The sequence below is a fragment of the Nocardioides sp. TF02-7 genome, from assembly GCF_022437945.1.
Taxonomy (GTDB): domain Bacteria; phylum Actinomycetota; class Actinomycetes; order Propionibacteriales; family Nocardioidaceae; genus Nocardioides.
In genome coordinates this window covers 2,175,203-2,188,427 of sequence record NZ_CP092535.1, presented here as the reverse complement: position 1 = coordinate 2,188,427, position 13,225 = coordinate 2,175,203, and the positions used below count along the sequence as shown (strand labels likewise).

At 71.3% G+C, this 13,225-nt stretch carries 8 protein-coding genes; 2 read left to right on the top strand and 6 right to left on the bottom strand.

What is annotated here, in order from left to right; translation table 11 throughout:
• Window positions 1-46 precede the first annotated feature (46 nt).
• From MF408_RS11225 to MF408_RS11210, 4 genes are read right to left on the bottom strand one after another with little or no spacing between them, the layout of a single operon-like run.
• Window positions 47-427, bottom strand: coding sequence for an L-rhamnose mutarotase (locus MF408_RS11225; RefSeq protein ID WP_240251424.1), 381 nt, complete (start codon window positions 425-427; stop codon window positions 47-49).
• Between the two features lie 49 nt (window positions 428-476).
• The gene (rhaS, locus tag MF408_RS11220) at window positions 477-1,502 is read right to left on the bottom strand and encodes a rhamnose ABC transporter substrate-binding protein (protein ID WP_240251423.1); all 1,026 of its coding nucleotides are present in this window, start codon (window positions 1,500-1,502) and stop codon (window positions 477-479) included.
• A gap of 43 nt (window positions 1,503-1,545) precedes the next feature.
• Entirely contained in the window at window positions 1,546-3,741 is a 2,196-nt protein-coding gene (locus MF408_RS11215) for an ABC transporter permease (RefSeq protein ID WP_240251422.1), read from the bottom strand.
• Window positions 3,738-5,288, bottom strand: coding sequence for a sugar ABC transporter ATP-binding protein (locus tag MF408_RS11210; RefSeq protein ID WP_240251421.1), 1,551 nt, complete (start codon window positions 5,286-5,288; stop codon window positions 3,738-3,740). Before MF408_RS11210 ends, MF408_RS11215 begins: the two co-directional genes overlap by 4 nt.
• Window positions 5,289-5,432: 144 nt before the next feature.
• Between MF408_RS11210 and MF408_RS11205 the strand changes: the two genes are divergently transcribed.
• On the top strand, window positions 5,433-6,476 hold the full coding sequence (locus MF408_RS11205) for a LacI family DNA-binding transcriptional regulator (protein WP_240251420.1): 1,044 nt from the start codon (window positions 5,433-5,435) through the stop codon (window positions 6,474-6,476).
• Between the two features lie 245 nt (window positions 6,477-6,721).
• Entirely contained in the window at window positions 6,722-11,986 is a 5,265-nt protein-coding gene (locus MF408_RS11200) for a family 78 glycoside hydrolase catalytic domain (protein WP_240251419.1), read from the top strand.
• On the opposite strand, the gene MF408_RS11195 is transcribed toward MF408_RS11200, so the two are convergent.
• Together MF408_RS11195 and MF408_RS11190 are read right to left on the bottom strand one after the other, a co-directional pair.
• The gene (locus MF408_RS11195; protein ID WP_240249397.1) at window positions 11,959-12,828 is read right to left on the bottom strand and encodes an IS3 family transposase; all 870 of its coding nucleotides are present in this window, start codon (window positions 12,826-12,828) and stop codon (window positions 11,959-11,961) included. The two genes, MF408_RS11200 and MF408_RS11195, sit on opposite strands and share 28 nt — an antisense overlap.
• Entirely contained in the window at window positions 12,825-13,112 is a 288-nt protein-coding gene (locus MF408_RS11190) for a transposase (protein WP_240249997.1), read from the bottom strand. The genes MF408_RS11195 and MF408_RS11190 overlap by 4 nt, the downstream gene beginning before the upstream one ends.
• Window positions 13,113-13,225 lie beyond the last annotated feature (113 nt).

Genomic DNA, 13,225 nt, shown 5'->3' with positions numbered 1-13,225 from the left:
GCCTGGTGGTCGAGCTGGGCCGCGATCGCGGCGAAGTCGGTCATGATCACTTGCCTTCGAGATGGGAGATCTGGTCGTCGAGGTTGAACACCTCGCGGAGGAGCACGAACCCCTGGTCAGGGGCCCGGGTGGAGGGCTGGTCGGAGGACGGCTCCGCGGTGCCCTCCGGCCAGGAGAAGAACGGCGCCATCTCGAACTGCCACCGGGCGTTGACCTCGGTGGCGTCCATGGCGGCCTGGGCTGCCGAGAGGTCGTCGGCCTCGACGTAGCCGACGAGCAGCCCGTCCTCCCGCAGGAACAGGGAGTAGTTCCGCCAGCCGCTCTCCGCGAGCGCTGCGAGCATCTCGGGCCACACGGCCCGGTGCCGCTCGACGTACTCATCCATCCGGTCGGGACGGACCTGGAGGGTGAAGGCGTAGCGGGGCATCCCTGCTCCTGCGGGTCTAGGAGGGTGACTTCGGGTCAGCGGGTGCTGATCAGAAGTCGAAGTCGTCGATGTTGTCGGCGTTGAAGACGAACGGGTCGCCGAGCAGGACGGTGTTGTCCGCGCCGACGGTGTACTCGCCGAGGCGGCCGGCCTCGAACGAGTCGCCCTCGCCCTCGATGTCGCCGTCGACGAGCGCCTTGGCGGTCCAGGCAGCCAGGTAGCCGAGGTCCTCGGGGTTCCACAGCGCGAACGCCTCGACGGTGCCGTCCTTGACGTACTCGCGCATCTGGTTCGGCGTGCCGAGGCCGGTCAGCATGACCTTGCCCTTGGCGTCCGACGTGGAGAGGTAGCGCGCCGCGGCCGCGATGCCGACGGTGGTCGGCGAGACGATGCCCTTGAGGTCCGGGTGGCTCTGCAGCAGAGCGGCGGTGGCGTCGAACGACTTCTGGTCGTCGTCGTCACCGTAGACCACGTCGACGAGCTCGATGTCGGGGTAGTTGGCCTCGAGCTCCTCCTCCATCAGCTCGATCCAGGCGTTCTGGTTGGTGGCGTTGGCGGCCGCCGACAGGATGGCGATCTCGCCCGAGCCGCCGATCTGGTCGGCGATCAGCTCGACCTGGACCCGCGCGATGCCCTCGGCGTCGGCCTGGTTGACGAAGATGTCGCGGCAGTCGGGGTTGGTGTCGGCGTCGTAGGTGACGACCTTGATGTCGGCGTCCTGCGCCTCGCCGATGGCGTCGCAGAGCGCGTCGGGGTCGTTGGCCGAGATGACCAGCGCGTCCCGGCCCTGCTGCGTGGCGGTGTTGATGTACTGCACCTGGCCGTCGGGCGAGGCCTCGGCCGGGCCGACCTCCTCGTAGGTGCCGTCGAACTCCTCGACGGCCGTCTCGCCACCGGCGTTGCTGGTGTCGAAGTAGGGGTTGCCGAGGTTCTTCGGGATGAAGGTGACGGTCATGCCGTCACCGCCGCCCGAGCCGCTCCCGCCGTCGTCGTCGCTGCCGCAAGCGGTCAGGGCCAGGCTGGAGACCAGCGCTGCGACCGCCAGGCCCGCGAAGCGTCGGTTCTGGATCTTCATGTGTTTCCCTTTCGGATTCCATCCGGCAGCGCTGCCGGATTCGTCAGCTCAGCGACCGCTTGCCGGCGCCGTCTGTGGAGCGCCCCGAGCCGCGCGCTCCCTTGCCCGCCTCGACCAGACGACGGCCGAGCGCGAGAAGACTGGTGGACATCACCGAGAGCACGAGCAGCACTCCGATGACGATGTTGATGATGTTGATGGTCTCACCGCTGAGGAGCATCGCCCGCTGGATGACGCCGATCAGCAGGACACCGGCGATGACGCCGTGCAGGGCGCCCTTGCCGCCGAAGATCGACACGCCACCCAGGAGCACGGCGGCGATCACCGACAGCTCCAGGCCCTGCGAGTTCTCGGCCCGCGCGACGCCGGTGACCAGCGTCGTGTAGATCCCGACGAACCCGGCGACCGCGCCGGACAGGACGAACAGGATCGCCTTCGTGCGGGCCACGTCGACGCCCGTGAAGTGGGCCGCCTCGTCGTTGAGCCCGATCTCGTAGATGCCGCGCCCGAACGACGAGAAGTGCAGCAGCAGGACGAACGCGATCGCCAGCAGGAGGAACGGGATCAGGATCATCGGGTACGGCTGGTCCTCGACGATCCGCTGCTTGGCGAGGTCGGTCCACGACTCGGGGAAGTCGGTGCGCGACTCGGTGCCGAGCAGGCCGGCCGCGATCCCGCGGAACAGGGCCAGGGTGCCGATCGTCACCGCGATCGACGGCAGCCCGACGTAGGCGACGAGGAACCCGTTGAAGGCTCCGCACACGACGCCGATCCCGATCGCGATCAGCGCCGCGACCGTCGCCGACAGGCCGGCGTCGGCGTGGAGCATGCCGAACGCGACGCTGGTGAGGCCGACCGTGCTCGCCACCGACAGGTCGATCTCGCCGGTGATGATGATCGCCGTCATCGGCAGCGCGAGCATGAGGATCGAGGCCGAGTCGCGGAACAGGTAGTAGAACGTCTGCGGGCCGTCGAAGTACTGGACCTCGGAGCGCGAGTAGACGATCGCCGCGATCAGCAGGGCGATCACCGCGAACTCGCGGCTGAAGACCACCCGCTGCCAGAACGGGCGGGAGTACGCCGGGTAGCTGCGGGTCGCCGCCGCGTCGGGGGCGCTGGGCGTCAGGGTGCTCATCGCGCGGCCTCCTGCGGGTCGTGGGCGCCACCGGGCACGACCGGGTCGAGGGTCGAGCCTCCGGGCGGGGATGACGGTGGTTCGGTGTCGCGGGCGGCGACGAGCGCCTTCTCCTGGCGCAGGACCAGCACCCGGTCGAGCACGATCGCGCCCACGATCAGCGCACCGACCACGGCCTGCTGCCAGAAGTCGGAGATGCCGAGGACGGGCAGCGCCCGGTTGATGGTGACCAGCAGGAACGCGCCGATGGCCGCGCCCCCACACGGTGCCGCTGCCGCCGAAGATGGCGACGCCGCCGATGACCGCGGCGCCGACCGCCTCGAACTCGACGCCGGTGCCGACGCTGGAGCTGACCGTGCCGAACCGGGCCGCGGACACGACGCCGGCGAGGCCGGCCAGCGCGCCGCTGAGGACGAACGCCGAGAGCACCCGGCGACGGATCCGCAGGCCGTAGAGCTCGGCGGCGTCCGGGTCGGAGCCGATCGCGTAGAGCTCGCGGCCGCCGCGGGCCGTGCTCAGGTAGTAGCCGACGAGCACGAGCACGACGAGCGCCACGATCGTCAGCACCGGGATGCCGAGGACCGACTCGGTGCCGAGGTCGCGGAACGACGACGGCATGTCGTCGGCGTTGATCCGGTCGCTGCCGGCCCAGGTGAGGAACGCGCCGCGGTAGATATACATCGTGCCGAGCGTGATCACCAGCGCGGGCACCCGGCCCCAGGCCACGAGGATGCCGTTGACGGCGCCGAGCGCGGCGCCCATCAGGATGCCGGCCAGCACGACCGCGATGATCGGCAGCTCGGTGTCGATGAACAGCCGGCCGGTCAGGTACGCCGTCAGGCCGAGCGTCGAGCCGACCGAGAGGTCGACGTTGCGGGTGATGATCACCGCGGTCTGGCCGACGGCGAGCAGGATCAGCATCGACGGGGTGAGCAGCAGGTCGCGCCACCCGGTCGAGGCGAACAGGAATGCGTCGCTCTTGATCGTGGTGACCGCGATCAGCGCCACCAGCACGATGGCGACGGCGAGCTCGCGGGAGCGCAGCAGGTCCTTGAGGAGCCGGTGGGCCGGCGTGGCGGCGCTCGGCCGGGTCAGGTCGCTCATGCCGTCACCTCCGCACCGGTGGCGTCGTTCCTCGAGTCGGTGGCGGCGTTGGTGGCGGCACGCATGACGTTCTCCGGGGTGGCGTCGGCGCGGTCGATGTCGGCGGTGATCCGGCCCTCGTGGACGACCAGCACCCGGTCGGCCATGCCCAGCACCTCGGGCAGCTCGGAGGAGATCATGAGGATCGCCAGGCCCTGACCGGCGAGGTCGGACAGGAGGCGGTGGACCTCGGCCTTGGTGCCGACGTCGATGCCGCGGGTGGGCTCGTCGATGATCAGCAGCCGCGGCTCGGTGGCGAGCCACTTGGCGATGACGACCTTCTGCTGGTTGCCGCCGCTCATCGTGGCGGCGTGCATGTCCAGGGCGCTGGTCTTGACCTCGAGCCGCCCGGCCCACGGGCCGGCGGCGCGGTTCTCCCGCCGGGTGGTCAGCAACCCCGCGGTGGTCAGGCCGCGCCGGATGACGGCGGCGACGTTGCGCGCGACGGACCCCTCGGTGACCAGCCCCTGGTTGCGCCGGTCCTCGGGGACGAACGCCATGCCGGCGCGGATCGCGGCCCGCGGGTTGCGCTGCGGGACCCGCCGGCCGAGCAGCTCGACCTCGCCCTCGTCGTACGCGTCGACCCCGAAGACCGCGCGGGCGATCTCGGAGCGGCCGGCGCCGACCAGGCCCGCGAGGCCGACGATCTCGCCGGCGCGGACCTGGAACGAGACGTCGTGGAAGACGCCGGCGGTGGTGAGGCCCCGCACGTCGAGGACGACCTCGCCGATCTCGGCGGGGGTCTTGGGGAACAGGTCGCTGACCTCGCGACCGACCATCTCGGCGACCAGCTGGTCGACCGTGGTCTCCGCGATCTCCTTGGTCGAGACGTAGCTGCCGTCGCGCATCACGGTGACGGTGTCGCAGAGGTCGAAGACCTCCTCGAACCGGTGGGAGATGAAAACCAGCGCCCGGCCCTCGTCGCGAAGGCTGCGGGCGACGGCGAACAGCCGCTCGACCTCGACGCCGCTGAGCGCGGCGGTCGGCTCGTCCATGATCAGCAGCGCCGCGTCGAGCGAGATCGCCTTGGCGATCTCGATGATCTGCTGGTCGGCGATCGACAGCCCGCGCGCGGGGCGGCGCGGGTCGAGCTGGACGCCGAGGCGCTCGAACAGCTGCGCCGACTCCTCGTGCATCCGGCGCTTGTCGATCCGGCGTCCGGCGCCGACCGGCTGGCGGCCCATGAAGATGTTCTCCGCGACCGACAGGTCGGGGAACAGCGTCGGCTCCTGGTAGATCACGGCGATGCCGGCGTTCTTCGACTCCGCCGTCGACCCGAAGTCGACGTCCTCGCCCTTGAACCGGAACACGCCCGCGTCGCGGCGGTGCACGCCGGCGACGATCTTGATGAGCGTGGACTTGCCGGCGCCGTTCTCGCCCACCAGCGCGTGGATCGACCCGGGGTGGACCACGAGGGTCCCCGAGCGCAGGGCCGCGACCGCGCCGAACGACTTCGCGACGTCGCGCAGCTCGAGTGTCGCCGCGGTTCCGGCGGTGCTCGCTGACATGCAACTCCTCGACATTGAAAGGTTTCAACGCACGCTAGGTGACTACGGTCACAGACGTCAAGAACTTCTGCAAGAATGACTGAAACGAATCAATCACATGTGCTCCCCCGCCGGCTGCGACCGGGGGTCCGGTCAGGAGGTCAGGTGAGCACTCGAAGCGACGGGCTGCGCCCGGACGGAGCGGCGCGCCACGTGTCGGTCAAGGACGTGGCGGCGGCCGCCGGCGTCTCCGTCGGCACGGTGTCCAACGTGCTCAACCGGCCCGAGAAGGTGCTCCCCGCCACCCTCCAGCACGTGCTCGGCGTCATCGACGAGCTCGGCTTCGTCCGCAACGACGCCGCCCGCCAGCTTCGGGCGGGTCGCAACCGGGCGGTCGGGATGATCGTGCTCGACGTCCGCAACCCGTTCTTCACCGACGTCGCCCAGGGCGTCGAGGAGAGCCTCGGCCGCGAGCGGCGCCCGCTCATCCTGGGCAACTCCGGTCAGGACTCCGCCCGGGAGTCGACGTACCTCGACCTCTTCGAGGAGCAGCGGGTCAGCGGCCTGCTGATCACGCCGGTCGGGCAGGTGCTGCCGCGGCTGCGCCGGATCCGCGACCGGGGCACCGCTGTGGTCGTCGTCGACCGCAAGGTCGGCTCGCGCGAGTTCTCCTCGGTGTCGGTCGACGACCGGCTGGGCGGCCGGCTCGCGGCCCAGCACCTCGTCGACGGCGGCCGGCGGCGGATCGCGTTCGTCGGCGGCCCCCGCGGCCTCAACCAGGTCAAGCACCGCCTCGCCGCCACCGAGGAGGTCGCCGCCGCCTCCACCGGGGTGCAGGTGCGGTTCGTCGAGACCGCCACGATGGACGCCGACGCCGGCCGCCGCGCCGTCGACGAGCTGCTCGCGCTCGGCAAGCGGGAGCGGCCCGACGCCATCTTCGCCGCCAACGACCTGGTCGCCCTCGGCGCCCTCCAGGGCCTCACCCTCGCCGGCGCCCGGGTGCCCGAGGACGTCGCCATCATCGGCTACGACGACATCGGCTTCGCCGCCAGCGCCGCCATCCCGCTCAGCTCCGTCCGGCAGCCCCGCGAGGAGCTCGGCGCCGCCGCCGCCCGCATCCTCCTCGACGTCATCGCCGACCCGGCGACCAAGATCCGCCACGACGTCCTCGAGCCCGAGCTCGTCGTCAGGCGGTCGACGGCGGGCTGAGGGGGCGGGCGGGCCCCGGGCGCGTGGTGTAACTCAGTGTTACGTCGCCCACCCGGGTGCTGTTGCCGGCCACAGCGCGGCGGGAGCGGTCGGAACACCGAGGGAGCGGCGTACGCGCCACCCGGTGTGACATGTCCCGCTCGGTGTGACCGTTGACACTCCTCAAGGGCCCGGCCTAGCGTGCGCACGTCTCGGATCGAAACGATTCAATCGCGGCGCCGCGGCGCCCGAGAGGTGGTCCCCCCATGCCCTCAGACCGGTTCGACCGGCTCCTCACCCGTGCCCTCGTGGCCGTCACCGGCGGCGCCCTGGTCGCCTCCGCCGCAGCGGTTCCCGCGACCGCCGCGCCGGCACCGCTGCCCGGCGCGCGCCTCGCGGCGGCCGCCCCCGCCGCCGACCAGCCGACCGCGCTGACCGTCAACGGCATCGACACCCCGGTCGACGTCGAGGGCGCGCCGCACTTCGGCTGGCACGTCGGAAGCGACCGGCAGACGGCGTACGAGGTCGTCGTCGCCACGAGCGCCGCCGGCGCCGCCGACGGCGCCGGCGACGTCTGGTCGAGCGGCAAGGTGGACTCCACCCGGCAGAACGCGATCCGCTACGACGGGCCGGCGCTGGCGCCGTCGGAGCGCTACCACTGGGCGGTTCGCACCTGGGACGGCGCCGGTACGTCGTCGGCGTGGTCGGAGCCCGCGAGCTTCGGGACGGGCCCCGGGGAGACCTGGTCCGACTCCACCCCCGTGTGGGCGCACGTCGAGCAGGACAACTGGACCGACTACGTCTTCGAGACCGACTTCACCGTGGTGCAGAACGCGGCGTCGGTGACCCTGCGGGCGACGTCGACGTCGAGCTTCTACCTCTGGCAGTTCCGCGCCGACACCAACACGCTCAAGGCGCACGTCGGCACCACCCTCCTCGAGGAGGTGCCGCTCGCCCCCGCGGGCGTCGAGCTCGGCACCGGCACCCGGCACCACCTCGAGGTCCGGGTCGAGGGCGACACGATCACCACCTGGGTGGACGACAAGCTGGTCGACGAGCGGACCGACACGACGTACCCGGCCGGCGGGTTCGGGTTCCGCACCGGCGGCAGCGAGCAGGCGACGTTCGACGACGTCACCGTCACCTCGCTCGACGGCCAGGTGCTCTACAGCAACGACTTCTCCTCCGCCGAGCTGCCCGAGCTCCCGTCGCTGACGGTCTCCGACGGCGCGCTGGTCGTCGGCCGCAGCAAGAACGACCTCGTCGCGGGCTCCTGGACCAGCTACACCGTCGACACGACGCTCCGCATCGACGAGGTGGCGGGCAGCATCCGGTTCCGCGGCGCCGACGCCAACAACGGCTACCTGTGGCAGTTCCGCGCCGACAACACCCTGAAGCTGCACAGCCAGGTCGACGGCAACTACAACAACGTCCTCAAGACGGTGACCCTCCCCGCAGGCACCCTGGCCGCCGGCGAGACCGTGCCGATCCGGCTCGAGGCCGTCGGGCCGCGGGTCCGCACGTGGATCGACGACGAGCTGGTCGACACGACGGACACCTCGGTCGGCGCGCCCTCCGGCCGGGTCCACCGCCGGGGCGGCATCGGCTTCCGCAGCGGCGGCTCGGAGTCGGCCACCTGGGGGCCGGTGACCGTCACCGACGCCAACCCCGGCAACGACGCGGTGCTGCTCGAGACCGACTTCCCCGCCGGCGACCGCAGCTTCACCTGCGGCACGCTCGGCGACGGCACCATCACCATCGGCCGCGGCCAGACCTGCCTGCAGCCCACGCTGTCGGCCGACTGGGCCTTCCTGCGCGGTGAGACCACGCTCGCCGACAAGGAGATCGCGTGGGCCACCGTCCACGCGACCGGCAGCAGCGCCAAGGCCGCCAAGCAGTACGTCTACAAGCTCTACCTCAACGGCGAGTTCGTCGGCCTCGGCCCCACGATCCCGATCGCGGGCGAGACCCGCTACGACGGGTTCGACGTGACGGAGCTGGTCGAGCCGGGCGGCGACGTCGCCCTCGCGGCCCTGGCCTACACCACCGCCGAGCAGAAGTTCCAGGCCCAGCTGACCGTCGAGTATGCCGACGGCACGCGCGACGTGTTCGGCACCGGTGACGGCTGGACCGGCCGCTCCGGAGCCGACGTGCTGCCCGACGCCGGCAGCATCGGCACCAGCTACTACCGCGCACCGAAGGAGAACCTCGACGCCCGCGCCTACCCGTGGGGATGGGACCGGCCCGGGTTCGACGACGCCGACTGGGCCGCCGCGGTCGAGAAGTCGCCGTTCGCGACGCTCGCGGCGACGCCGACCGACAAGGTCGAGGAGCAGCTGCACGCCCCCGTCTCGATCGTGGACAAGGGCGACGGCAACTACTTCGTCGACTTCGGCCGCAGCTGGATCGGCGGCGTCCGCTACACCGTCGCCGACGGCACCGCCGGCGACGAGGTGGACATCCGGTTCGGTGAGACCACGGCCGGCGAGAACACGGTCCGCTACAACCTGCACACCGGGAACTCCTACCGCGACGTCGTCACCCTGACCGACGGCGAGCAGACGCTCGAGACCTGGGGTGCGCGGGTGTTCCGGTACGTCGAGATCATCGGCGCCCCCGAGCCCGTGACCGAGGAGAACCTGCAGGCGCTCGCCCTCGTGTACCCGTTCGACGCCGACGCCTCCGCCTTCACCGCGTCCGACGACGACCTGGAGGCGGTCTACGAGCTGTCGAAGAACTCCATCGAGTCGCTGAACCTCAACTTCTACACCGACTCCTGGACCCGCGAGCGGATCAACTACGAGGCCGATGCCTACCTGCAGCAGATGTCGAGTATGTACCTCATGGACGACCTGTCCCTGGCGCGCTACTCGATGAACTACTTCCGCGGCAACCGGACCTGGCCGACCGAGTGGCCGATCTACGTCATCCTCGCGGTCCGCGACGCCTGGCAGCAGACCGGCGACACCACCGAGCTCGCCGACTACTACCCCAACCTGCAGCAGAAGCTGGAGCGCGGGTGGCTCGAGGAGTCGACCGGCCTCATCCGGAAGACGACCGGCTCCAACGGCTGCAACAGCCAGACCGACTGCGACATCGTCGACTGGCCCACGACGGAGCGGGACGGCTACGAGTTCCGCCAGTACAACACCGTCATCAACGCGATCTACTACCGCGCCTTCCGCGACATGGCGGCGATCGCGGACGAGATCGGTCGTGCCGACGACGCGGCCCGCTACACCGAGGCCGCCGACCGGCTGCGCGAGGCCGTGAACGAGCGGCTCTACGACGAGGCCACCGGTTCCTACGACGACGGGATGGACGCCGACGGCAACCGGACCGGGCACCGGTCGGTCCACGCGAGCGCCTTCGCCCTCGCGTTCGGGCTGCCGGAGGCCGACCAGGCGCCGCGGGTGGCGGCGTACATCGCGTCGCGTGGGATGGCCTGCAGCGTCTACTGCGCGGCGTTCCTGGTGAAGGCGCTGCACGACGGCGGCGAGAGCCAGGCGGCGCTCAACATGCTCACCGACGGCACCGGCGTGCGGAGCTGGCTCAACATGATCCGGCTCGGAGCCGGGTCGACGATGGAGGCCTGGGACCCCTCGCTGAAGTCCAACCTCACCTTCTCCCACCCGTGGGCGGCGTCGCCGGCGTTCAACGTGCCGGCCGGGGTGTTCGGCATCCAGCCGACCGAGCCCGGCTACGCGACCCTGCAGGTGCGGCCGCAGCCCGGCGACCTGGACTGGGCGACCATCCGCACGCCCACCGTCCGGGGCAGCGTCGGCGTGGCGTTCGAGACCGGCGACGGCATCACGATGACGGCCTCGGTGCCGGGCAACAGCGTGGCGACGGTCTCGGTGCCGACGACGGCCACCGGCGAGACGACGATCTACGTCGACGGCCGGGCCCGCCAGGTGGAGCCGGTCGACGGCTACGCCGTGGTCGAGGGCGTCGGCGCCGGTTGCCACGTGTTCGCGACCACCGCCGACGCGGAGGTCTCCGACCGGCTGCTCTCGGTGTGCGACGAGGACCCGGCCGACCCGGCGGTGACCGCGACGGTCACCGGCGCCGAGGTCGACGGCTGGTACGGCGCCGACGCGAGGCTGTCGCTCGCGGCGGTCGACGCTCCCCCGGCCGCCGAGCTGGAGTACCGGGTCGGCGACGGCGCGTGGACCGGGTGGACCGCGCCGGTGGCGCTGCCCGACGGCGAGCTGACCGTCTCCTACCGCCTGTGGGAGGACGACGTCGTGTGGGACGAGGGCAGCATCGAGGTCGCCGTCGACGCCACCGCCCCGGAGGTCACCGCCACCGTCGAGGGCCGCACGGTCACGCTCGCGGCCGACGACGCCGGGGCCGGTGTCGCCGAGGTCGAGTACCTCGTCGACGACGGCGAGTGGACGGCGTACGACGAGCCGGTGACGCTGGACGGCTTCGACCCGCGCGCGGTCTCCTACCGCGCGACCGACCGGGTGGGCAACGAGTCGCCCGTCGCGGTGGCGACGGTCGCCGCGGTGGACGGCCCCGCTGCGACCGAGCCGCCGTCGGTGACCGGCCGGCCGGTGGTCGGCGAGCGCCTGGCCGCCGACCCGGGCACCTGGGACACCGACGGGCTGAGCTTCGGCTACCAGTGGTTCCGCGACGGGATCGCCGTCGACGGCGCCCGGCACCCGGCGTACCGGGTCCGTGGCGGCGACGTCGGCGCCCGCCTCACCGTGGTGGTGACCGCCGCGGTCGCCGGCCGCCCCCGACGGCGCCGCGAGCAGCGCGCCGACGGCGGTGGTGCGCAAGCGGCCGACCACGACGACCGCCCGGCTGTCGCGGACCGCGCTGCGGAAGGGGCAGCAGGTCCGGCTGGTGATCCGGGTCGACGCCGGCCCGGTCCCGGCGAACGGCACCATCCGGGTGCGTCGCACCGGCCGGCCGGTGGTCGAACGGCGGCTCACCGACGGGCGCCGGGTGCTCACCTACCGGGTGCGCCACCGCGGACCCGGCAAGGTGCGCGTCGTCTACGTCGGCTCCGGCACCACCCAGCGCAGCACCTCCCGCGTGGTGCGCTACACCGTGCGCTGACCCTCGCTCCGCGCGTGGGCGACCCGGGTCCCGGCAGTGCCGGGCCCGGGTCGTCGGGTTTTTCGGGGGCGGTCGGCGCCGGTCGGCGGGCGGGCGGGGTAACTCAGTGTTCGGTGCACTACCCGGGTGCTGTGACTGGCCAGAGCGCGGCGGTAGTGCTCCGAAGACCGAGGGAGCGGCGCGGGACAGCGGGGTCCGGGTCGGGTCGGTGCGGATTGGTCCCAAACCGCAGCCCCAGCACCCCGAGACTCGCGGTTTGGTCCCCAAACCGCAACCCCCGCCAGCCCAGCCCCACCGATTGGTCACAAACCGCAGCTCCACCACCCCGAGACTCGCGGTTTGGTCCCAAACCGCAACCCCCCGCCAGCCCAGCCCCACCGATTGGTCACAAACGGAGCCTGACCCGGTTCTCCGGACACGGTTGGTTGGGTGATCATGCCGCCGGGGTGGCGGTGGTGTGAAGGGCTTCGAACTCGACGGGGCTGAGCATGCCGAGGGAGGTGTGCCGGCGGCGCGGGTTGTACCAGGCCTCGATCCACTCAAAGATCGCTCCGCCGAGCTCGTCGATGGTCTGCCAGGACTGCTGGTCGAGCAGCTCGCGCTGCATGGTCGACCAAAACGACTCGATCATCGCGTTGTCCACCGAGGAGGCGACCCGGCCCATGGATCCGAGCAGTCCGGCGTCGCGGAGCCGGTGCCCAAAGACCCACGATGTGTACTGACTGCCCCGGTCGGAGTGGACGATGGTGCCCTCCGGACGGCGGCGCCAGGTCGCCATCTGCAGGGCATCGACGACCAGGTCAGATCGCATGTGGTCAGCGATCGACCAGCCCACCACGACGCGGCTGAACACGTCCAGGACCGCGCAGCAGTAGACCTTCCCGCCCCGGGTCGGGTGCTCGGTGATGTCGGTGCACCACAAACGATCCGGCCCCTCGGCAACGAACTTTCGTTGCACGAGGTCCTCATGGACCGCCGCAGCCGGCCGGTGCCGCTTCTTCGGCCGGTGGCTGATCCCGGCCACTCCTAGCATCCGCATCAGCCGCGCGACCCGCTTGCGGCCGACCTTGAGACCCATCCCGAGCCGTAGCTCGGCGTGGACCCGTGGCGAGCCATAAGAGCGGCGTGAGTCGGCGTGGATCGCCACGATCGTGTTCGCCAGGTAGGCGTCGGCGAGGTCACGCTCTGACGGCGGCCGCTTGACCCATTCGTAATAGCCCGACCTGGACACCCCGAGAACCCGGCAGGTCACCGCGACGTCGAACCCGTCGCCGGCGAGCTCACAGACCAGCCGGTACTTCATTTTGGGAGCACGTTCTCCTTGGCGAACAACGCTGCGGCGCGCTTGGTGATCTCCAGCTCCATCTCCAAGCGCCGGTTCTCCCGACGCAGACGAACCAGTTCCTCACGCTCGTGGGTCGACAACCCTTCCTTGCGGCCGGCGTCGACATCGGCTTGGGCCATCCAACGACGCAAGCCGGACTCGCTGATCCCGAGATCCTTGGCGACCTGGGCAACCGACGCGCCCGGCTTGCGGGCCTGGTCGACCGCTCTGCGGCGGAACTCCGGTGGGTATGGTGCAGGCATCTACAGACTCCTCTCCTGCATCGCTACAGATCAGGTGTCCGGGCTACCGGGTCAGGCTCCAACCGCAGCCCCAGCACCCCGAAACCTGCGGTTTGGTCCCAAACCGCAAGCCC

Bases quoted from the DNA above. Each gene is read 5' to 3' on its own strand.
- MF408_RS11215 (WP_240251422.1), bottom strand. From the start codon at position 3,741: ATGAGCGACCTGACCCGGCCGAGCGCCGCCACGCCGGCCCACCGGCTC.
- MF408_RS11190 (WP_240249997.1), bottom strand. From the start codon at position 13,112: ATGCCTGCACCATACCCACCGGAGTTCCGCCGCAGAGCGGTCGACCAG.
- MF408_RS11200 (WP_240251419.1), top strand. From the start codon at position 6,722: ATGCCCTCAGACCGGTTCGACCGGCTCCTCACCCGTGCCCTCGTGGCC.
- rhaS (WP_240251423.1), bottom strand. From the start codon at position 1,502: ATGAAGATCCAGAACCGACGCTTCGCGGGCCTGGCGGTCGCAGCGCTG.
- MF408_RS11225 (WP_240251424.1), bottom strand. From the start codon at position 427: ATGCCCCGCTACGCCTTCACCCTCCAGGTCCGTCCCGACCGGATGGAT.
- MF408_RS11210 (WP_240251421.1), bottom strand. From the start codon at position 5,288: ATGTCAGCGAGCACCGCCGGAACCGCGGCGACACTCGAGCTGCGCGAC.
- MF408_RS11195 (WP_240249397.1), bottom strand. From the start codon at position 12,828: ATGAAGTACCGGCTGGTCTGTGAGCTCGCCGGCGACGGGTTCGACGTC.